Genomic DNA, 22,182 nt, shown 5'->3' with positions numbered 1-22,182 from the left:
GGTATATAAAGGGGGAAGTAAATGAATCATATTAATGCTGATTTAGTTAAAAGGTTAATAGGGGCACAATTTCCAGAATGGGCGCACTTAGAAGTGAAACGGGTAAAATTTAGCGGACATGATAATAGAACGTTTCATTTAGGGGACGAGATGAGTGTCAGATTACCAAGTGATGTAGCATATGCACCGCAAGTAGAGAAAGAAAACACTTGGTTACCTATATTAAGTAAGGGACTTTCTTTACAAATTTCTGCACCAATTGCGAAAGGGAATCCGACTGAAGAGTATCCGTGGCCTTGGTCTATTAATAAGTGGATCGAGGGAGAGACAGTCACGAAAGAAAATGTTCGTGACTTAGATGAATTTGCGGCGGACTTAGGCTCGTTTTTAATAGAGTTACAATCAATTGATGCGAGTAACGGGCCAATAGCTGGAGAACATAATTTTTACCGAGGCGGGCTTATATCTGTATACGATGAAGAAGCGAGAGTGGCTATTGAAAATAATAAGGATGTTTTTGATGAGACATTATTAAAGCATCTTTGGGATTTAACACTTAGGTCAACATGGGATAGCAAACCAGTTTGGGTTCATGGAGATGTAGCGCCAGGGAACTTACTTGTTAAAGAGGGAAAGCTTTGTGCCGTAATTGATTTTGGTATTTTAGGAGTAGGAGATCCTGCTTGTGATGCAGCGATGGCATGGACGTTTTTTGATAAGAATAGTAGAAACGTATTTAAAGAAGTATTGCGCATAGATGAAGAAACGTGGAATAGGGCGAGAGGATGGGCGCTTTGGAAGGCGTTAATTACATATGATGCGAATAGGGATAGTAATAAAAAAGTGGCAGAAGAATCTTATCGTGTAATTCAAGTAATTGTGGATGATTATAAGAGGTAATAGAAAAAGCTTATTTTGATTGTATATTTCAAAATAGGCTTTTTTGCATGATTAAATATTCAGAATTAAAAGAAGGAATCCGACGTTATTATACAGAATGTTCAGATAATAGGAGGTGTCTAATTTTGAGTGAAATTGAGTTAAAAAGTAATGTAATTAAGACAGGGCGAGAGAAGGGGATTATACTTCGGTTTATACTCGCAAGTTTAGTAGGTGTGTTTATGTTTTTCGTACCAGTTACGATAAACGGTGCTTCGTCTATTATGATTGATCATATCGTATCGTGGATAAGAGCTACGGTTCCTTCGGTAGTACCTTATTATGCACTGCTTGTTATGGTAATTGGTGCGATTTATCCATTTTATACGAAGAAGTGGAATGCATCTATCGTAGACATTTGTTTTTCTTTATTAAAAGTAGTTGGTGTTGTTTTTGGCATATTATATTGTTTGAAAGTAGGACCAGCTTGGTTCTTTGCGCCAGATGTTGGACCGTTTTTGTATGAGAAGTTAGTTATATCAGTAAGTTTACTCGTACCAATTGGTTCGGCATTTTTAGCGTTATTAGTCGGGTACGGATTACTTGAATTTATCGGTACGTTTTGCCGTCCAATTATGAGACCTTTATGGAAAACACCAGGACGGTCAGCAATTGATGCGGTCGCTTCCTTTGTGGGGAGTTATTCGCTTGCACTTCTTATTACGAATCGCGTGTATAAAGAAGGAAAGTATACGACAAAAGAAGCAGCAATTATCGCTACAGGTTTTTCAACAGTATCCGCAACATTTATGATCATCATCGCAAAAACATTAGACATTATGCATTTATGGAATGTTTATTTTTGGACTACTCTTGTTGTAACATTCATCGTGACCGCTATCACCGTAAGAATCCCGCCTCTTAGTAGAAAACCAGATACATATATTACGAAAGAAGGGTTCCCAGAGCCCGTTTATAAAGAGAAAATGTTAGAGCGAGCTTGGGAAGATGCATTAGAAGTATCGAAATCTGCGCCAAGTATTATGAAAAATATCGCAGTGAATTTAAAAGACGGATTTATAATGACGATGGGAATATTACCATCGATTATGTCAGTAGGACTAATTGGAATCGTCTTAGCAAAGTTTACGCCAATATTTGATTGGATTAGTTATATTTTCTATCCATTTACATGGTTACTGCAGCTTCCAGAAGCAGAACTAGCTGCTAAAGCGGCATCCGTTGGTATCGCAGAAATGTTTTTACCTTCTCTTTTAGTTGTAAGTGCACCAATTGTGACAAAGTTTGTTATTGCGGTTGTTTCGGTATCATCTATTTTGTTTTTCTCCGCTTCAATTCCTTGTATATTATCAACAGATATTCCGTTAAAAGTATCTGAGCTTATTATTCTATATGTGCAAAGAACGATTTTAACGTTGCTTATTATTACGCCGATTGCTTATTTGTTGCTTTAAAAAGAAAAAGTATTATCAAAAGGGTATAGTGAATGAAAAGGGGAAAGCTGGAAAATTATAAAAAAAGTAGATTTGAAAATTAATATTTGTGATAAAAATATTAGTAATATACATGTGTTATATAAATGTGGGAACAGTTATTTCTGAGTTTTAAAGAGATAAATTTATAATAAAGAAGGACCCTTCTATAAAGGGTCCTTCTTTATTATAAAGCGTTCGCTTGGATAAGTAACTTAGAAATGTTATTTACAGATCCTTGTTCAAATGCATTGATATGAGCATTGATAGCCCTTTTAAATTGTTCTATTTGACTATTACTACCTATATCAGATTCTAAATCTTGAACATGCTCAAGAACAAATTTCAAATCACTATTAATAGCTACTACATCATGTGTATTTAACTTTCCACCATTCATAGTTTTCCAAGAATTAATATTATCATTTAAACGATTAAGGGTGGTTTTAATCGCATCTTTCGAATAAGAGCCACCATTTACATCTGCTGTAGTGCCATTCGGAGTAGCTGGTGTTTTGGGTTGTTCTTTTTCTTTCTCTATTTGAGCAAGTTTTTGTTGTACTTCAGCCTCTTTTTTAACTTTAGCCTCAGCTTCTTCTTGAGCTTTCTTCTCTTGTTGCTCTTGCTTTTTCTTTTCTAATTCGGCTTGTTTTTGTTGTTCTTCAGCCTCTTTTTTTACTTTATCTTCAGCTTCTTCTTGGGCCTTTTTTTCTTTCTTTTCGTTTTCTTGCTGGATTTTTTTCTCTTCAGCTTTTTTCTTTTTTTCTTGCTCTTTAGCTAATAGTTGTTCTTCTCTTTTTTTATCCATAGCTAATTTTTCTTCCGGTGTAATAGATTTAGAAGCGAAATAACTAGCGAATATAAACGAAACAAGAATAGTAGGTACTGTAATTAATAATACCCGGGGGCGAGTACGAGTAGCACCCCAACGGATCACTTTTTCCGGCTTAATAAGACCTACCACTAAAGCTACTATCGCACTAATAGAAAGTAGCAAAAATAAAAACATAAATACAGTTAACAAATAAAAACAACTCCTTAAATATATTCCGATATTCAGTATAACAATTATACTGATATAATTTAAGGGATAATTTGTGGAAAGTAGAAAGAACCTACCAATAAAACGCCTAAACTATCAAATAAAAAGGTGACAAAAAATACTGTAGCGTTAAATAGTATTAAAAGTGTTAAAGCTTTCTTGGACCAAATAAAAACAAAGCCTTCGCGAAAATCGTTCCAAAACCCACTGACTAAAGCATCACTTTATCGTAAAACATAGGTTTGTGAAATGTTTTTAATCCATTCTTATTATTAAGTAACGATGTGGTATTACTTTAGTTTTCGAATATTCCTTGACGGGAATATTCCTCTTTGGTTATAATCGATTCAACAGGAAAATAATATTAGTGATGATATTGATGTGTTATAACCGGAGACCATCACTTAACGAGGTGAGTGATATGTCGGGGAAAATTCCGGGCGTGAATATGACGACGTTGAGTGCTTTATCTGAACCGAATCGTATGAATATCGTTGAACTCTTGCGTGACGGTCCCTTAACCGTTGGGGAAATCGCCGAACATTTGGGATTAAGGCAACCACAAACTTCGAAACACCTAAAAGTGTTAAGCGATACAGGGATTGTGGAAGTGCAGGCTGAAGCTAATCGCCGGATTTACAAGCTCCGACCTGAGCCTTTCCAAGCACTTGATTGTTGGGTGCAGTCATTTAAGCGTGTGATGGAAGAGAGATTCGATAATTTAGATGAGTATTTGAAGGAATTGCAAAAAAAGGAAAAGTTATAAAATTAGTTCATATTTAAGGAGGAATTAATATGTCAAACAATACAATGGTATCAAGAGTAGAGAACGATCGAATATTAGTACTGGAGCGTGTTTTCGATGCACCGCGTGATTTAGTATTCAGTATGTTTAAAGAAGCAGAGCATTTGAAACACTGGTGGGGGCCAAGGGGATGGGAAATTCCAGCATGCACTGTCGACTTCCGTTCGGGAGGCGTTTGGCACTACTGTATGAAGTGTGTCAATCAGAACTTGGAGCAATTTTTTGGTATGGAATCATGGGGAAAAGCAGTCTATAAAGAGATTATTGAGCCAGAGAAAATCGTCTACACTGATTACTTTTCAGATGCTGAAGGCAATGTAAATGATTCTATGCCGTCAACCGAGATGACATTGGAATTCATCGATTTAGGTGGAAAGACAAAGCTAATAAACCGTGCTGAATATGTTTCCGAAGAAGCCCTTAAGACCGTTATGGACATGGGCATGCTACAAGGTATCACCGAAACTTGGGATCGTTTGAATGAGCGATTGGAGTCGCTGAAATAGATTTTTGCACCGCAACTTTATTTTCGGTGATAATTAGGTATAAGTGTATGGAGTTTAATAAAAATTGTTTATAAAGGAGCGTTAAAATAAATGATTAATAATGTTGGTCAAATCATGTTATATGTGAATAACCAAGATGAAGTGAAGGAATTCTGGACAGAAAAAGTAGGATTTATTGTCATTTCAGAGGAAGATAACGGTCAAGGAATGCGATGGATTGAAATTGCTCCAACTAAAGAAGCTGAAACAAGTATTATTCTCCATAATAAGGAGCTAATTGCTAAAATGCAGCCGGAGTTAAATCTTGGCACACCTTCTTTAATGTTCTTCTCAAAAGAATTCGATCGTTTATATAGTGATTTAGTAAACAAAAACGTTACAGTCGGAGAAATTGTAAATATGCCTTCAGGTAGAATATTTAATTTTGCAGATAGTGAAAATAATTATTTTGCAGTAATGGAAAAGAAGTAAATTTCAATTCAATTTATGAGTGCGATGCTTGAATAAAGGCATCGCATTTTTTATTTTAAAGATATATTTTGTTCCTTAACATAAAAAAAAAAATATGTTCTTATATAACAATATAACGGTAATGGAGTGTGATATAGTTACAACAAAGGGGGCTTACAAATGGAAATTATTCACGAAAGAGCAAAGTTACGGTTAATGGATAGCAATGATGTCGAAAAAATGTTTTCAATCGTGGAAGGAAATCGAGATATTTGGGCGTATTTAATCTCTAAAATGGATACTGTTCAAGATATGCAGCAATATGTTCAAAAGGCGATAAAAGCTTATGGGGCAGGGAAGGATTTGCCATTTGTTGTTGTTGATCAAAAGACAAATGAAATAGTAGGGAGTACACGCTTATATAACATTTCAGTTGAAGATAAGACGGTGGAATTAGGGAAAACGTGGTATGACCCAAGTGTGCAACGTACGAGTATGAATACGGAATGTAAGTACATGTTATTACAATATGCTTTTGAAAAGTTGCATATGCGGAGGGTACAAATTAAGACGGATGCACGAAATGAAAAAGCACAAAGAGCAATTGAAAGACTCGGCGCAGTAAAAGAGGGTGTACTTAGAAACGAAAGAAAATTACCGAGTGGGCATGTTAGAGATGCAGTTGTATACAGTGTAATTGCAAATGAATGGCCAGCTGTAAAGGAAAGGTTATTAGAAAAATTAGAGTCATATAAAGAAAAACGATAATTCATATTAAGAAAGGTGTATTGATCGTCAAGATGAAAAATATACCTTTTTTCTTACAAAACAGTTACTTCTTTTGTTTCATCATTCCATTATGATAAAAAATTCGTTACAATGTAGTTGTATGGTAATAAACTTATAAATTACACAAATGTAATGAAAACCGCAAACGAAAAATGAATTGATAATCCTCAATTTTAAATGAAAACCCTTTAATGAATATATATGATAAGAAAAATTCCTTCTTTTAAACAAATTCAAACAAAATGATTTGATATATACGTTTTTATATAGAAGTATGGATGATGTACGGAGGCAGTTATAAATGAAAGAAAATAAGAAAAGTAAGAAAAGAAGAATCTTGCAAGTATTCTTGCTTATGATTTGTTCTATTATTTTATATGTAAGTTATGCAGCTTACGATATTTGGAGTTATCGCTTTAAAACAGATGATGGTGTGAAGACAGATGCTGGTATCGTGCTGGGAGCAGCTTCATGGAACGGAAAACCATCTCCTGTATTTAAAGAAAGAATTAATCATGCAATTTCCTTATATAAGAACGGTAATATTAAAAAGATTATTTTCACAGGTGGTACAAAGTTTGAGGCAGAGCTTGAGGAAGCGCGTACTGCTAGAGTGTATGCACTGAAACATGGTGTGAAAGAAGAGGATATTCTAATTGAAACAAAATCCCTTTTCACAGAGGACAATTTAAAGAATGCAAAGCAAGTTGGAATAGAGAACGGAATACGCACATATACGATTGTGAGTGATCCACTTCATATGAAACGTGCAATGAAAATTGCAAAACATATTAAAATTGAAGCGTATGCATCACCAACCCCAACGTCAGCGTATAAAACGTTAGATACAGAAATCCCTTTCTTTTTTAAAGAATTATGCTCGTATATTGGATATGTAACCTCTTTGCCATTAAAGGCATTGAAAGGGGATTAATATAAGAAAAGAACCTATCTTTTTTATAGGAACTTTTCTTATTGTTCAAAAGCATTGTATTTTTATCGGAATAGTGAAACAATAGAGAAGTAACTTCATATAATCATAATGACAAAATGAACGGTTTATGAATCGGACATAAAGGAGATTATGTATGGCACTCTCATTTGTTGAAACAGAAGAACAATCTTTAGTTATTGAACAAATAAATAAATTGATTCCGAAGTTCATGGAAAGGGAGCATCAACTAAGTGAATTAGGATCATTTCCGTATGAAAATATTAATAATTTGAAAGATATCGGATATACGAAATTAACGTTGCCAAAAGAATTGGGAGGCAATGCGATTTCTTTATATGACTTCGTTTTATTTCAAGAGAAAATAGCAGAAGGCTGCGGTGCTACCGCATTATCGATTGGATGGCACCTTGGCATTGTAAAGGAATTAGCTGAAAATCGTTCTTGGAATGAGGAAATGTTCACTTGGTTTTGTGAAGAAGTACGTAATGGTGCGCTTTTTAATCGAGCAGCGACAGAGCCGAATACAGGTAGTCCTACTCGCGGCGGGAAACCAGAGACGTTAGCTGTCAAAAAAGGTGAGAAGTGGATTATAAATGGAAGAAAAACGTTTACGACAATGGCACCAGTACTTGATTATTTTATCATTTCAGCAAGTATTGAAGGCCAGGAAGATATCGGAGAGTTTGTCATTCCAAAGAATACGCAAGGCGTGACAATTGAAGAAACGTGGGATAGCATCGCAATGCGAGGAACTGCGAGCCATGATCTCGTTTTACAAAATGTAGAGATACCAGATCGCTTTTTCACTGATATAAAGGGTTCAAAAGTTAAAGCTAAGGGTATTGGCTGGTTGCTACATATACCAGCATGTTATTTAGGAATTGCACAATCAGCAAGAAATTATGCAGTTCAGTTTGCGGTATCATACAAGCCAAACAGTTTAAATCATTCTATAAGTTTATTACCGAATGTTAGAAGGTTAGTTGGAGAATTAGAACTTGAGCTTATGCAAGCTCGTGTCTTTTTATATCAAATTGCGAAAAAATACGATGAGGCAGAAGATAAATTATCATTGCAAGCCGAACTAGCAGCTGCAAAATATGTTGTAACGAACGCGGCAATATCTATTGTAGATAAAGCAATGCGTATTGTCGGGGCGAAAAGTTTATCAGAAAAAAATCCGCTTCATCGTTATTATTTAAACGTAAGAGCAGGACTACACAATCCGCCGATGGATGATGCAACACTATCTATGCTGGCGGATGCGGCGTTTCGGTCGTAATGAAGAAATATAAAGTCTGTTCCGTTCAGGAACAGGCTTTTCGTTGTCGGTGAATCGGTATTCTATGTTGAATCGTTGATATAATTCCATGTATTATGTCATTGTTCAAAGAAGAGGGAATTCTCGTTTTACAAAATAAAAAGGCTATTCTTTTGATAAGAGGATAGCCTTTTTATTTTGTTCTATTGTGGCTGCACTTCAAGATTCATACTACTTTCAGAACCGTCTTGATTATGTGCAAATAATGAATACTCACCTGGTAAAGGATTGGCGATGAGTGAACGTAAAGGAAAGGATTCACTTTCATTTGGCTGTAACGTGTGTTTGACTAAACGATCTTCTTTGAATTTAATTGAATAGGTAAAACTGTTTGTACTAGTATTTTTAATTGTAATATGTAAGTCACCTTGGCCACTAAAGTCAAAGCCTGTACCAGTATCGCCTCTGAATACAGTTGAGTTATTAAATGAAGATGAACGAAAGGTTTGAGTTTCTTCTTTATTGCTTGATGAAAGGGTAATCGTTTCTGTTTCTATACTTGAAGTTGAGGAATCTAGTTTTGTATTTTGTTTTGTTAATAAAGTAATCGCGCAAAGTGATGCAATTACAATAAATGAACTAGAGATAACGAACCGTTTTTTTGTAAGAATCATATATTTCTTTCCTTTTATAAGGATATAAGAATGTATAATTTTAAGGGAAACATAACATATATGATATTTATTATCAATTCAATAAATCTTTCTTTTCATTCTTCTTTTTATAGTTTTATAGTGGAATGCTATGTTTCTTATTTCACCTACTGTATAATAAGAAAAAAGTACGAAAAGAGGTTATCTCATGCTAGAGGTTATTGCAACTTGTTTAGAAGATGTGAAGCGAATTGAAAAGGCTGGTGGAAATCGAATTGAACTCATTTCATCATATACAGAAGGTGGTTTAACACCGAGCTATGCTTTTATAAAAAAAGCAGTAGAAGCAGTGCAAATACCAGTTCATGTTATGATTCGTCCGCATGCGAAGTCTTTTACATATACGGAAGAAGAAATTGCAATGATGAAAGAAGATATTGTAGTTGCTCAAAATCTTGGAGCTGCTGGTGTTGTATTAGGTGTGTTAAATGAACAAAATGAAGTTGATGAAGAGAAATTAGTAGAGTTATTATCTGTTGTAGATGGAATAAATGTAACGTATCACCGTGCGATAGATGATACAGAAAATCCAGTAGAAGCGATGAAAGTTTTGAAGAAATTCAATAAAGTTACTCACGTTTTAACTTCAGGCGGACAAGGAAATGTAGTAGATAATATTCCGGTTCTTGCAGCAATGCAAAAGGAAAGTGAAGGGAATATACAGCTTGTTGTCGGAAGCGGAGTAACGAAAAAGAATGTAAAACAATTGCTAGATGAAACTGGAATTACGCAGGCGCATGTAGGTACAGCGGTTAGAGAAGGTAAGTCATGTTTTTCTGAAATTGACCTAAATTTAGTACAAGAGTTAGTTGAAATAATAAAGTAAGTATGTAAGAAAGAGGAGAGACGATGAAGACAAATACGAAGAAAGAATTGATCTCATGGATTAAGACGATAGGTATTACACTTGCGATTGCCTTTATCGTTCGTGGGGTGCTATTTACGCCGTCATTAGTACAAGGTGAATCGATGATGCCAACTTTAGAAAATAATGAGCGAGTTCTCGTGAATAAGATTGGTTATAGTATAAGCGGGTTAGATCGTTTTGACGTTATCGTCTTCCACGGAAAAGAAGGGTACGATTTAGTAAAACGAGTAATTGGTTTACCAGGTGATACAGTTGAGTATAAAGATGATGTTTTATATGTAAACGGAAAAGCGATGGAAGAACCGTATTTAAAAGAATTTAAAGAAAAGGCGTCAGGTCGTGTATTAACTCCTGATTTTACGTTAGAACAAATCACAGGGAAAACGAAAGTGCCAGAGGGCCAAGTGTTTGTTTTAGGAGATAATCGTGAAGTATCTAAAGATGGTCGTATGTTTGGATTTATTTCAGAAGATGAAATTGTCGGAAAAGGACAAGCTGTTTTCTGGCCATTGAAACAAGTGAGAGCGTTATAAAGTAAAGTAAAAGTATGGGAGAAATATTCTTCCATACTTTTTTTGTTTGTGAAAAATATATTGATAGAATTGAAAGAATATTTTATAATTTTAAATTATATGGTTGTTTCGAAAAACGGAATTTAAGTTCCGAAATTCGGAACAAAAAGGAGATAGGATGAGTATAAATAAAACGGCAGTTAAGACAATGGATATTTTAGAGTTGTTTTATGAGCATGAAGAGCTAAGTTTAACAGAGATGGTTCAGCTTACGAATATGCCGAAAACATCTGTTTATCGTTTAATTGGCTCGTTAGAAGAAATGGACTTTTTACAAAAAACAGAAAAGGGAAAGTATCGTCTCGGAGTCGTTTTTTTACGATTTGGTCAACTTGTTTCACAAAGGTTATCCGTAAGAAATATTGCGATACCTTATATGAAAGAGCTTAGAGATAGTTTAGGGCAAGCAGTAAATTTAATTATTCAAGATGGTAATGACGCAATTTATGTTGAGAAGATGGAGGGAGTTCAGCCAGTACGTGTTTATACGGCGGTTGGAAGAAGAGCACCACTGTATGCGGGTGCATGTCCGAGAATTTTATTATCGTATTTTTCTGAGGAAGAGAAAAGAAAGTACGTAGAGGAAATAGATTTAAAACAGTTTGCAGATGGGACGATCGTGAATAAGGAGCATTTGTTAGAAGTATTACATATGGCGAAAAAAGAAGGGTACACAATTAGTTATTCTGAATTAGAAAATCATACAGCGGCTATAGCAGCACCAATTTTTGCAAGTGATGGAACGGTTGTAGCAGGCATTAGTATTTCGGGATTAGCAATTGAGTATAGCGAAAGTAACATTTCATATTTTACTGCGAAAGTGAAAGAAACAGCATACCGCATTTCGAAAGAACTCGGCTTTTTGGCATAGAAAGAGGGAGTGGGATGAAATTTTCTGCGTTAGGGGATCAAGCAATTATTGTTACATTTGGTGAAGAAATTGGGATGGATATATATGAAAAAGTGCAACGGTTATTTCAAGCGCTAAGGCGGCATCCATTTGCAGGAATGGTTGAATGCGTTCCGTCGTTTACTTCATTAGCGGTGTACTACAATTTGTACGAAGTATGGATGAAAAATGATAGAAATATAAGACCATATGATTATGTTTGCCAGTATATACGGGAGCTGTGTGATTCATATAAAGAAGAAGTAAACCGAGATGAGAAACATATTTCTATACCAGTGTGTTACGGGGGAGAATATGGACCTGATTTAGAAGAGGTTGCGCATTATCAAGGCTTACAAGTAGAGGATATTATTCGAATACATAGTGAAACAACATATTTCGTGTATATGTTAGGTTTTACACCTGGGTTCCCATATTTAGGAGGGTTACCGAAAGAACTAGAAACACCTAGAAAAGAAACACCACGGTTACAAATCGCTCCTGGCTCAGTAGGGATTGGCGGAAATCAAACGGGTATTTATCCGCTTGAAACACCAGGAGGCTGGAATATTATCGGCCGAACACCTATTTCTCTATTTAATCCAAAAGAAGAAACACCAACATATATTCAAAGTGGTATGTATTTACGTTTTATACCAATAACAAAGGAAGAGTACGTATCGCTTGAGGGGGCTAAAGAATGGATGTAGAGGTTTTACATGCTGGAATGTTTACAACAGTCCAAGATTTAGGGCGATTTCATTATCAGCAATACGGTGTACCTGTTGGCGGGGCTATGGATAAAAATGCGCTCAGGATGATTAATATGTTAGTAGGTAATGAAGAGAATGAGGCGGGACTCGAAATTACAATAATGGGACCTAAATTGTTAATAAAGAAAACGACATTGCTCGCGATTGGTGGAGCAGATATGGAACCGTTATTAAATGGAGAACGCATTCCATTATGGCGTCCCATATTAGCTGAAGAAGGAAGCATGCTTTGTCTCGGAAAAGCGAAAAGCGGTTGCAGGGCGTATGTGACTTTTGCGGGTGGTATAAATATTGATCATACGATGGGAAGTAAAAGTACTTACATACGTGCTGCTCTTGGCGGTATTGAAGGGAGAATGCTGAAAAAGGGAGATTATTTTCAAATTGGTACAGGGGCAGAAGTTGCGAGTCGTTTCATTCAAAATTTACAAGAAGAAGGGCGTATAAAAACGAAGTGGGCAATTTGTAACAATGCTTTACCAAAATATAAGAAGCATCCTATTCTTCGCGTTATAACAGACTTTGAATATGATCAATTTACAGAAGAAAGTATAAAGTCATTTTTTACGAAAGAGTATAAAGTGTCCAATTATGCTGATCGCATGGGATATAGGCTTGACGGAGAAGTTTTAAATAGAGTTGAAGAGATAGAAATTTTATCGAGCCCAGTTACATTCGGAACAATTCAAGTACCAAATGGTGGACAGCCTATTATATTAATGGCGGATAGACAAACGACAGGCGGTTATCCGAGAATTGGAAATGTAATTTCAGTAGATTTACCTCTTCTAGCGCAGCTGAAACCAGGAGACTATGTAACTTTTGAAAAAATAACTATGGAAGAAGCTGCACAATTATATATAAAGCAGGAAACAAGTATGAGTCTATTAAATAAATTCATCGCTTTACGAAGCTGAGATTAGGAGGAAAACATCGTGACTACAATCGATTTGAACTGTGATTTAGGAGAAAGTTTTGGAGCTTATAAAATGGGGAATGATGATGAAATTCTTCCGTTCGTTTCCTCTATAAACGTTGCTTGTGGTTTTCATGCTGGTGATCCGGCCGTTATGCGGCAAACGGTTGAAAAAGCTCTGCAGCATAACGTAGCAATAGGGGCGCATCCTGGATTTCCTGATTTAATTGGATTTGGGAGAAGGAATATGAACGTTTCAGCAAGTGAAGTATACGATTATGTTTTATATCAAATTGGCGCATTAGACGGATTTGTTAAAGCTGCTGGAGGGAAAATGCAACATGTAAAACCGCACGGTGCCTTATATAATATGGCGGCAACTGATTCAGCAATTGCAGATGCAATCGCAAAGGCAATTTATCATATTAATCCTGGATTATTACTTTACGGATTAGCAAATAGTGAGGCATTTATAAAGGCAACAGAAAAATATAATATAACTCTCGTACAAGAAGCTTTTGCTGACCGCACGTATAAGCAGGATGGAACTTTAACGAGCCGTACAGAAGAAAATGCTCTTATAAAAAATGAAGATGAAGCGATAAAACAAGTACTTCAAATGGTGAAGGAAGGGTATGTAGAATCGGTTAATGGGGGGAAAGTAGCAGTTCAAGCGCAAACGATATGTTTACACGGGGATGGAGAGAAAGCAGTCCAATTTGCGGGAAAAATATACAGAACATTCGAACTTAATGGTATTTCTATATGCGCACCAAATAAAGTGAAACTTTAATTAGCGGGATTAAATATGAGAGGAAGTGTTAAAATTGGTGAAATTAATTGGAATTTTACTTGTTGCGGTTGGATTTTTATTTAGGCTAAATACACTGTTAGTAGTAATGGTTGCGGGTATTGTTACGGGGATGGTTTCAGGATTAAGTTTTTATGATGTCATCAGCATGTTCGGTAAATTTTTCATAGAAAATAGATATATGTCTATGCCAATCATACTAACTTTACCGGTAATTGGGATTTTAGAGCGTTATGGATTAAAAGAAAGAGCAGAAGCACTTATAACGAAATCAAAAGGAGCAACAACTGGAAGAGTATTAATGTCATATTTTACGATAAGAGAATCATCAGCAGCACTTGGACTAAATATTGGTGGTCATGCGCAAACGGTAAGACCGCTTGTTGCGCCAATGGCAGAAGGAGCTGCGCAAGGTAAATATGGTAAACTCCCTGAAAAATTGAGAGAAAAGATAAAAGCAAATGCAGCAGCTGCGGAAAATACAGCTTGGTTTTTCGGAGAAGATATTTTTATCGCAACTGGTGCCATTTTATTAATGAAAGGGTTCTTCGATTCAGTAGGTATGCATGTCGGTGTATGGGATATGGCGCTTTGGGGTATTCCAACTGCGATATCTGCCCTTATTGTGAGCTGGATTAGGTTTAGAAGATTTGATAAGTATATAGAGAAAACAATGAAGGCAGAAGAAAACCAAGAGAAGGAGGCTATATAAGATGAACATCATAACAATGGATACAATTTATTATGTATTAGGTATCATCGTTGCATTTATCGCTGTTCGTATTGCATTTGATCGTGAACATCCAAACCGATTTGGTTCTAGCTTATTTTGGGCATTGTTTGCAGTTACATTTTTATTCGGAAATGTAATACCTTCATTTTATGCGGGCTGTATTGTGCTCACTATGGTCGTGTTAGCTTCATTAAATAAAGTAACAAAATCAGAGGAGAAAGAAGTACCAGTACAAGAACGTGTGAAACATGCTGAGAAATTAAAGAATAAAATTTTCATGCCTGCAATATTAATCCCTATTTTTACAATTATCGGTACGTTAACGTTAGGAAAAATTAAATGGGGAAATGTCGCGCTTGTTGATCCAGATAAAGTAACATTAGTTGCATTAGCGTTAGGGGCATTACTCGCATTCATTGCAGCGATGCGTATTACAAAAGCGAAAATAACAACGCCTGTTCAAGAAGGAAGTAGGTTATTACAAGCTGTTGGCTGGGCAGTTATTTTACCACAAATGTTAGCGGCACTTGGCGGTATTTTCGCGAAGTCTGGCGTTGGACAAGTTGTTTCTGATTTAGTCGGACAAGTGTTACCGACAGAGTATCCATTCGTTGCTGTTATGGCGTATTGTTTAGGAATGATGCTATTTACAGTCGTAATGGGGAATGCATTCGCAGCGTTTGCAGTAATCACTGGCGGAATCGGATTACCTCTAATTGTACAAATGCACGGAGGAAATCCAGCTATTATGGCAGCACTCGGTATGTTTGCTGGATATTGCGGAACATTGCTTACTCCAATGGCAGCAAACTTTAACATCGTTCCGGCGATGCTGTTAGAATTGAAAGATAAGAATGCAGTCATTAAGGCGCAAGTACCAATTGCTCTTTCCATTTTCATTATAAATATGTTTATCATGTACGGCCTTGTATATCGTTTCTAATTAGGAGAGTGAAACTATGAAAACAGTATTAGTAACAGGATTTGATCCGTTCGGCGGAGAAAGCATCAACCCAGCTTGGGAAGTCGCAAAAAGTTTGCATGAAAAAACAATCGGAGAGTACAAGATTATTAGTAAACAAGTGCCAACCGTATTTCGTAAATCAATACAAATATTAAAAGCATATATAGAAGAACTGACACCTGACATTATTATATGTATTGGACAAGCTGGGGGCAGACCAGATATTACGATAGAGCGTGTAGCAATTAATATTGATGATGCTAGAATTGCTGATAATGAAGGGAACAGGCCGGTGGATATGCCGGTTGTAGAAGAAGGATCGACCGCGTATTGGTCTACACTTCCGATGAAAGCAATCGTCAAAAAACTTCGCGAAGAAGGTATACCGTCATCTGTTTCACAAACTGCAGGTACATTCGTTTGTAATCATTTATTCTATGGTCTCATGCACGAACTAGAGAAACATGATAAGAAAATAAAAGGTGGATTTGTTCATATTCCGTTTTTACCAGAACAAGCTAGTAACTATCCAGGTCAACCGAGTATGTCACTTTCTACTATTAGTAAAGGGATAGAATTAGCAATCGAGGTAACGACGGAAGTGGAAGTAGATATTGTAGCGTGCGGCGGTGCGACGCATTAAGTAAAAAGCATGTTAATTAAAGAGGGCTGATGCAGCCCTCTTTGTGTGTTTGTATTTTGTAATTGAAGATGCAGTATAGAATATAAAGAGAAAGGTTGCAATGGGAGTATTCTAACAAATATGGAATTGTTCCAAATAAAAGGAAACTTTTTAAATAGTTTCTTAATGATGTAGAATTTTCGTCTATATGAATGGATAAAAAGTTAAGTTCTGATAAACTCAAAGACATACAAAGTAATGATTTTAAAATGGTGTGATAAAAAATATCACACCATTTTTATGTAAAACAAACAGAGTGAATTTTTTCCATTAGTAAAGTATAACTGGGTAAGAGATAATCATCAGAATTGTTAATTGTACTATGATTTTTCAAAACTGATAAATTTAAATATAAGTACGGTAAGAATGCGATATTTATCTAACTTTTACAAAAAAGAGTAACCCATTTGGCTACTCTTCACATAGAAACTTGTATTTGTTCATTTCAATAAGAGACCGTTATTGAAGTCCCTTCATGAAATTTTGGATTTTTGATGATAATGTAAACAGCAGGATGCTAACTAAAATGGAGATAGCACCAATAATACCAAAGTAAATTGCTTCTGTTGCAGGATTATACAGTTTAACAACTTGGGCATTTATTGCTTGCGCAGACGCAGTTGATAAGAACCATAAGCTCATGGTTTGCGAAGAGAAAGCAGCTGGAGCCAGCTTCGTCGTTATTGATAACCCTGAAGGAGATAAACAAACTTCTCCAATTACAATTAAAAAGAAGCTAAGGACTAACCACATAGGATTCACTAAAGAGTGAGTACCGTTGATTAAAGCCGGAATAATCATAACTAAGAATGATAAACCTGCAAATAGCAATCCAATAGCGAATTTTTTTGCCGTTGAAGGCTGCTTCTTGCCTAACTTTATCCAAACCCATGCAAAAATCGGGGCAAGCGTTACGATAAAGATTGGACTTAATGATTGGAACCAAGCGGAATGCAATGTAATTCCATTGAACTGTAATTGAGTTCGTTGATCCGCGTATGTCGCTAAGATAATAGCACCTTGTTCTTGTATAGACCAAAATATTGTAGCTGCAATAAAGAGTGGTATATACGCAAGAAGACGAGATTGCTCTACTTTTGTTGTTTTAGGACTACGATACATATAAATGAAATAATAGGTTGGAATAACAATCCCTAAGATACTAATCAGGAATGTAAAACGATTTATAGTTAACAACCCAGTTGGAATTGTAACCACACCTAGCAATGTTAATACAACTAGACCAACACTGAAATACTTAATAGTCTTTTTTCTTTCCGAATCTGATAATGGATTAGGTACTTGCGTACCGACTAGACCAAGGTTTTTCTGTTTTGTTCCAACAAATACCCCTAACCCAATTGCCATACCAATTGCCGCAACTCCAAAACCAAGGTGGAAATTATATTGCTGACCTAATGTTCCGACAACTAAAGGTGCAAGTAAGGCACCTAAGTTAATACCCATGTAGAATATACTGAACCCTGAGTCACGACGCGCATCTGTTTCACTGTATAAACTTCCTACGATGTTCGATATGTTAGGCTTTAACAACCCTGTTCCTAGAACTAAGAAGACCATAGAGATAAATAACGCACTTTTACTACCCGGTAAAGCTAAAATAAGATGGCCAATCATAATTAAAACGCCACCAAAAAATACGGTTTTACTTGGACCAAATAAACGATCCGATATCCATCCACCGATAATACTAGACATGAACAGTAAGGAACCGTAAATTGCCATTATCGAGGTTGCGGTAGATTGTTCAATTCCTAATCCACCTTTTGCGACTGAATAGTACATATAATACAGTAAAATAGCTCTCATTCCGTAATGAGAAAACCTTTCCCAAAACTCAGTGAAGAATAAAGAGAATAATCCTTTTGGATGCCCAAAAAATCCTGTTTGAGGAATACTTTGAACAAGTTCGTTTTTTTCTTTCATAATGTTAATATTACCCCTTATTAATTTTTGATATTATACAAGTATAACTTAAGAGGCTCCCAGTAGTCCATAACTATCTAAGCCTACCGATGAAGAAAAGCAGCCTTCTGGCTGCTTTCTAAATGAATTGAAAAATCGTCATTTGCTCATTAGACACACCTTTCACTGAATCTACCTCTAAACAATCCAGAATTGATTGTGAGAGTGCTTTAGCTACTAAGAATGCTACGTATATTGTTGACTTAATTGAACAGTAGTTATCTTTGAAACTTTAATTACACCCAAAAAGTTGGGGGTTAATTCATGCAATGAAGTAAGTAAAATGAATTGTACAACACCTATTGTAAACAACTGGTATAATAAGTTTAGGAATATACTTAGAGGTGATTTTTGTGCAATTTGAAGAAGTACGTTCAATTTTAGAAAAAGCGAAGAAAATTACAGTGTTAACAGGTGCTGGTGCAAGTACGGAAAGTGGTATCCCAGATTTTCGTTCAGCAAATGGATTATATGCTGATGCGAATGTAGAGATGTATTTGTCGAGAGGCTATTATAATAGAAATCCGAAAGAGTTTTGGAAGCATTATAAAGAAATCTTTCAAATTAATACGTTTCATCAATATAAACCAAATCGAGGGCATCGCTTTTTAGCGGAGCTAGAAGAACAAGGGAAAGACATAACGATTTTAACGCAAAATATTGATGGTTTGCATCAAGTAGGTGGTAGTAAACATGTAATTGATTTACATGGAACACTTCAAACTGCGCATTGTCCGAAGTGTAAAGCGGGATATGATTTACAATATATGATTGATCATGAAGTGCCGCGTTGTGAAAAATGTAATTTCATTCTAAATCCAGATGTTGTTTTATACGGAGATACACTGCCTCAATATCAAAATGCGATCAAACGTTTATATGAAACAGATGTACTTCTTGTAATGGGAACATCACTCAAAGTACAGCCTGTCGCTTCATTCCCAGAAATCGCAAAGAGAGAAATAGGCGCAACAACAATTTTAGTAAATGAAGAGTTAACAGGGCAAGAATACAATTTTGATTTTGTTTTTCAAAATAAGATTGGTGAATTTGCCAAAGGGTTATCTTCGATTAAATAAGTTTTTGTTTTCGTAAAGAAACTGAGGTGAATGATGTCCACCTCAGTTTTTTTGTATGAATTATATTCATGTTATTGCGTATAAGGGGAATGGTAATAAATAGGATGATAAAATAGAAAACTGAAAATTAAATCTTTTATTTCTTTTGTAATTAATATAAAATTCTATATATAGCATATAAATAAATTTAATACATAATGGTTCATGCGTAGAAATGTTAATAGAATGAAGCGAGGGAGCAAAATGAGACAGAAAAAGGAGAAACAGAAACAGTCGAAAAAGAAAAAGACTCATATTCCATTTCGGTTAAATGTACTATTTTTTATCGTTTTTCTTTTATTTTCAGCTATTATTATTCAATTAGGTAAAGTACAAATCATCGACGGAGAAACGTATCGAAATGAAGTGAATAAAAAGGAAGATATAACGGTGAGTACTCCAGTTCCGAGAGGGAAGATGTTTGACCGGGAAGGGAAAGTTATTGTAAATAATAAACCGTTACGAACTGTTACATATACGAAGATGAAAGGAGTGGACTCAAAAGAGGTTTTAATAGTGGCAAGAAATTTAGCAAAGCTAATTGAAATGCCGCAAGAAGATATGGACAAGTTAACAGAGACAGATAAAAAAGATTTTTGGATGCAGTTAAATGAAAAACGTGCAGCAACAAAAGTAACGAAAGAAGATGAGAGTAAATTTAGGAAACAGGAAATAGAAGGGAAAGACTTAGATAAGAAAGTAGAAGAGTTGAGACGAGAAAGAATTACACAAGAAGAATTAAACGAGCTTTCGAAAGAGGATATAGAAGTACTAGCAATTAAAAGCAAAATGAATGCGGGATATAAAATGACGCCACAAATCGTCAAAAAAGATGTAAGTCAAAATGAATATGCAGTAGTGAGTGAAGGATTATCGAGCTTGCCAGGCGTAGATACGACTGTGGATTGGGAGCGCGAATATCCAAATGACAAAATACTACGTTCTGTACTTGGTAGTGTTTCTACTGAGAATGAGGGATTACCAAGGGAGCAATTAGACTATTATTTAGTGCGAGATTATAACCGAAATGATCGTATTGGTAAGAGTTACATCGAAAAACAATACGAAGATGTGTTACATGGAACGAAAGAACAGTCTAAAAATATTACGGATAAAGCTGGAAATATTATTCGGACTGAAAAAGTGACAAAAGGAAAAAGTGGAAATAATTTAATGTTAACAGTTGATATGGATTTACAGAAAAAGGTGGAGGAAAGTCTTGAAAGGAATTTAAGGGCATTTCATTCTTCTGAACCGATGATGGATCGTGCATTCGTCGTTATGATGAATCCGAAAAATGGTCAAATTCTATCATTAGCAGGAAAGAAAATTGTAAATAAAGATGGCGGGATTCAAATAGAAGACTACGCTTTAGGAACGATGATAAGTTCTTACGAGTTAGGATCAACGGTGAAAGGAGCTACGGTATTAGCGGGATATCAAACAGAAGCTATTAAGCCATATACGCATTTCTTTGATGCACCAATGTACTTTAAAGGAAGTTCGAAGCCGAAGAAATCGTGGAAAGACTTTGGAGATATTGATGATTTAAGAGCATTGCAAGTTTCATCCAATGTCTACATGTTTAATACGGCGTTAAAGATTGCGGGGATTGATTATGTACCAAACAATCCGTTAGATATTAGGCAAGAAACATTCAATAAAATGCGCTATTACTTTAGACAATTTGGTTTAGGTGTACCAACCGGTATTGACCTTCCAAATGAATCGATTGGTCAAATGGGTAGAACAGATAATATACCTGGTTTTTTACTTGACTACGCCATTGGACAATATGATACATATACGCCGCTTCAGCTTGCGCAATATATGTCAACGATTGCAAATGGTGGTTACCGAATGAAACCACAAATTGTACAAGAAATTAGAGAGCAACCGAATAGACCAGAGGAAGTCGGGAAAGTTATGCAATCGATGGAACCAGTCGTGTTAAATCGAGTGGATATGGATCTTTCATATATAAATCATGTGAAAGAAGGGTTTAGAAGAGTTTTCCAAGAGGTAGATGGGACCGGTGCTGGAACTTTTAAAGGATTACCTTATAAACCGGCTGGGAAAACAGGGACAGCAGAAACAGTGTACGGTGGAGAAAGTGATATTGGAAGAGATGAAAACAACTATCGAAAAAAATGTTATAATTTAACTCTCGCCGGGTATGCGCCATATGATGCTGATCCGGAAGTTGCTTTTTCTGTTGTTGTGCCATGGGTAAATAATGATAAATCAGGTATTAATTCTGCAATTGGTAAAGAGGTTTTGGATGCATATTTTGATTTAAAAACGCAGAGATCGGGTGTAAGTCCAGTCCCAGTAACACAATAGCCGAGTAAGGCACAGTAAAAAATTCAAATTGTAGTATATCACTGCGCAAATGAACAGGTGCAGTGATATATTTTTGAGTTAAAAAGTGTTTTGATAAGGTGGGAATGGATATGAAAGAGGAGAATAAGAGAGGTTGGGGAAAGTACATACTATTTATATTTGTCCTAGTAGTAACGTACCAGTCTTTCACTTTATGTAAAGTGGAAGGAAAATCAATGCAGCCAACTTTACATGAAGAAGACTACGTATTTGTAAATAAAGCTGCGGTACATTTTTCTAGCTTACAGCACGGAGAAATCGTCATTATTAAGGAAGAGAATGAGTCGAAATATTATGTGAAACGTGTAATAGGGCTTCCTGGTGACGTAATTAACATAACGAATGGAACTGTATACGTAAATGACAAAAAGCAAGATGAACCTTATATAAATAAAGATTTATATAACAATACACAAGTGTTTTATAATTTTCAAAAGACAAAGATTCCGCCAAATAAGTTATTTGTAATGGGAGACAATCGTGAACAAAGTAAGGATAGTCGAAATGGTTTAGGATATATTGAAGAAGATAATATAATAGGAAAAGTGGAATTTGTGTACTATCCTTTTTCGAAAATGAAAATCATAAAATAAGT

The 22,182-nt window shown here is 35.6% G+C and carries 23 protein-coding genes; 20 read left to right on the top strand and 3 right to left on the bottom strand.

Annotation, left to right across the window (positions count from 1 at the left end):
• Nucleotides 1–21 precede the first annotated feature (21 nt).
• The gene (locus QCI77_RS15440) at nt 22–900 is read left to right on the top strand and encodes an aminoglycoside phosphotransferase family protein (protein ID WP_113770529.1); all 879 of its coding nucleotides are present in this window, start codon (nt 22–24) and stop codon (nt 898–900) included.
• A 125-nt stretch (nt 901–1,025) separates the two neighbouring features.
• Nucleotides 1,026–2,354 (top strand): YjiH family protein, encoded by a 1,329-nt coding sequence (locus QCI77_RS15435; protein WP_353825180.1) that lies wholly within the window; start codon nt 1,026–1,028, stop codon nt 2,352–2,354.
• A gap of 205 nt (nt 2,355–2,559) precedes the next feature.
• Here QCI77_RS15435 and QCI77_RS15430 read toward each other — a convergent pair whose 3' ends face one another.
• The gene (locus QCI77_RS15430) at nt 2,560–3,396 is read right to left on the bottom strand and encodes a hypothetical protein (protein WP_353825179.1); all 837 of its coding nucleotides are present in this window, start codon (nt 3,394–3,396) and stop codon (nt 2,560–2,562) included.
• Nucleotides 3,397–3,835: 439 nt separating this feature from the next.
• On the opposite strand from QCI77_RS15430, the gene QCI77_RS15425 reads away from it, so the two are divergent.
• From QCI77_RS15425 to QCI77_RS15400, 6 genes are all read left to right on the top strand, one after another.
• Nucleotides 3,836–4,180, top strand: coding sequence for an ArsR/SmtB family transcription factor (locus tag QCI77_RS15425; protein ID WP_012261209.1), 345 nt, complete (start codon nt 3,836–3,838; stop codon nt 4,178–4,180).
• A 29-nt stretch (nt 4,181–4,209) separates the two neighbouring features.
• On the top strand, nt 4,210–4,725 hold the full coding sequence (locus QCI77_RS15420; RefSeq protein WP_353825177.1) for an SRPBCC domain-containing protein: 516 nt from the start codon (nt 4,210–4,212) through the stop codon (nt 4,723–4,725).
• Between the two features lie 90 nt (nt 4,726–4,815).
• Nucleotides 4,816–5,196, top strand: a complete 381-nt coding sequence (locus QCI77_RS15415) for a VOC family protein (protein WP_002033018.1) — start codon at nt 4,816–4,818, stop codon at nt 5,194–5,196.
• Between the two features lie 159 nt (nt 5,197–5,355).
• Nucleotides 5,356–5,943 carry a GNAT family N-acetyltransferase gene (locus QCI77_RS15410; protein WP_002185500.1) on the top strand — a complete coding sequence of 196 codons (588 nt, stop codon included), beginning with the start codon at nt 5,356–5,358 and terminating at the stop codon, nt 5,941–5,943.
• A 322-nt stretch (nt 5,944–6,265) separates the two neighbouring features.
• Entirely contained in the window at nt 6,266–6,898 is a 633-nt protein-coding gene (locus tag QCI77_RS15405; RefSeq protein WP_002033016.1) for a YdcF family protein, read from the top strand.
• A gap of 154 nt (nt 6,899–7,052) precedes the next feature.
• Nucleotides 7,053–8,201, top strand: a complete 1,149-nt coding sequence (locus QCI77_RS15400) for an acyl-CoA dehydrogenase family protein (protein WP_088292176.1) — start codon at nt 7,053–7,055, stop codon at nt 8,199–8,201.
• A 182-nt stretch (nt 8,202–8,383) separates the two neighbouring features.
• Here QCI77_RS15400 and QCI77_RS15395 read toward each other — a convergent pair whose 3' ends face one another.
• On the bottom strand, nt 8,384–8,854 hold the full coding sequence (locus tag QCI77_RS15395; protein ID WP_088039689.1) for a hypothetical protein: 471 nt from the start codon (nt 8,852–8,854) through the stop codon (nt 8,384–8,386).
• A gap of 187 nt (nt 8,855–9,041) precedes the next feature.
• Between QCI77_RS15395 and QCI77_RS15390 the strand changes: the two genes are divergently transcribed.
• The 9 genes from QCI77_RS15390 to pcp all read left to right on the top strand — a co-directional run bounded on the left by QCI77_RS15390 (nt 9,042) and on the right by pcp (nt 16,062).
• Nucleotides 9,042–9,719 carry a copper homeostasis protein CutC gene (locus QCI77_RS15390; RefSeq protein WP_353825176.1) on the top strand — a complete coding sequence of 226 codons (678 nt, stop codon included), beginning with the start codon at nt 9,042–9,044 and terminating at the stop codon, nt 9,717–9,719.
• A gap of 23 nt (nt 9,720–9,742) precedes the next feature.
• Entirely contained in the window at nt 9,743–10,294 is a 552-nt protein-coding gene (gene lepB / locus QCI77_RS15385) for a signal peptidase I (protein WP_002084707.1), read from the top strand.
• A gap of 157 nt (nt 10,295–10,451) precedes the next feature.
• Nucleotides 10,452–11,204, top strand: coding sequence for an IclR family transcriptional regulator (locus QCI77_RS15380; protein ID WP_113770526.1), 753 nt, complete (start codon nt 10,452–10,454; stop codon nt 11,202–11,204).
• Nucleotides 11,205–11,218: 14 nt separating this feature from the next.
• Entirely contained in the window at nt 11,219–11,932 is a 714-nt protein-coding gene (pxpB, locus tag QCI77_RS15375; RefSeq protein ID WP_088292170.1) for a 5-oxoprolinase subunit PxpB, read from the top strand.
• Nucleotides 11,923–12,912, top strand: a complete 990-nt coding sequence (locus QCI77_RS15370; protein ID WP_113770525.1) for a 5-oxoprolinase subunit C family protein — start codon at nt 11,923–11,925, stop codon at nt 12,910–12,912. The genes pxpB and QCI77_RS15370 overlap by 10 nt, the downstream gene beginning before the upstream one ends.
• A gap of 18 nt (nt 12,913–12,930) precedes the next feature.
• A complete protein-coding gene (pxpA, locus tag QCI77_RS15365) occupies nt 12,931–13,704 on the top strand; it encodes a 5-oxoprolinase subunit PxpA (RefSeq protein WP_353825175.1) in 774 nt (257 codons plus the stop codon).
• Between the two features lie 34 nt (nt 13,705–13,738).
• A complete protein-coding gene (locus QCI77_RS15360; RefSeq protein WP_002127994.1) occupies nt 13,739–14,434 on the top strand; it encodes a DUF969 domain-containing protein in 696 nt (231 codons plus the stop codon).
• Between the two features lies 1 nt (nt 14,435).
• A complete protein-coding gene (locus QCI77_RS15355) occupies nt 14,436–15,398 on the top strand; it encodes a DUF979 domain-containing protein (protein WP_353825174.1) in 963 nt (320 codons plus the stop codon).
• 16 nt (nt 15,399–15,414) lie between these two features.
• Nucleotides 15,415–16,062: a pyroglutamyl-peptidase I gene (gene pcp, locus QCI77_RS15350; protein ID WP_353825173.1), complete on the top strand. Its 648-nt coding sequence runs from the start codon at nt 15,415–15,417 to the stop codon at nt 16,060–16,062.
• A gap of 498 nt (nt 16,063–16,560) precedes the next feature.
• Here the strand turns inward: pcp and QCI77_RS15345 are convergent, their stop codons facing one another.
• Complete coding sequence (locus QCI77_RS15345) at nt 16,561–18,048, bottom strand: peptide MFS transporter (RefSeq protein WP_016101120.1); 1,488 nt, start codon at nt 18,046–18,048, stop codon at nt 16,561–16,563.
• A 392-nt stretch (nt 18,049–18,440) separates the two neighbouring features.
• On the opposite strand from QCI77_RS15345, the gene QCI77_RS15340 reads away from it, so the two are divergent.
• The 3 genes from QCI77_RS15340 (at nt 18,441) to lepB (QCI77_RS15330) (ending at nt 22,180) form a co-directional block, all read left to right on the top strand.
• Nucleotides 18,441–19,166, top strand: coding sequence for an NAD-dependent protein deacylase (locus QCI77_RS15340; RefSeq protein ID WP_353825172.1), 726 nt, complete (start codon nt 18,441–18,443; stop codon nt 19,164–19,166).
• A 225-nt stretch (nt 19,167–19,391) separates the two neighbouring features.
• Nucleotides 19,392–21,548, top strand: a complete 2,157-nt coding sequence (locus QCI77_RS15335) for a peptidoglycan D,D-transpeptidase FtsI family protein (RefSeq protein WP_353825171.1) — start codon at nt 19,392–19,394, stop codon at nt 21,546–21,548.
• Between the two features lie 110 nt (nt 21,549–21,658).
• The gene (gene lepB, locus QCI77_RS15330; RefSeq protein ID WP_044443120.1) at nt 21,659–22,180 is read left to right on the top strand and encodes a signal peptidase I; all 522 of its coding nucleotides are present in this window, start codon (nt 21,659–21,661) and stop codon (nt 22,178–22,180) included.
• The last annotated feature ends 2 nt before the right edge of the window (nt 22,181–22,182 follow it).

The sequence above is a fragment of the Bacillus cereus group sp. MG9 genome (assembly GCF_040459995.1).
GTDB lineage: Bacteria > Bacillota > Bacilli > Bacillales > Bacillaceae_G > Bacillus_A > Bacillus_A mycoides.
Note: the sequence above shows the minus strand (reverse complement) of the source record. Positions and strands in the feature narration are given on the sequence as shown.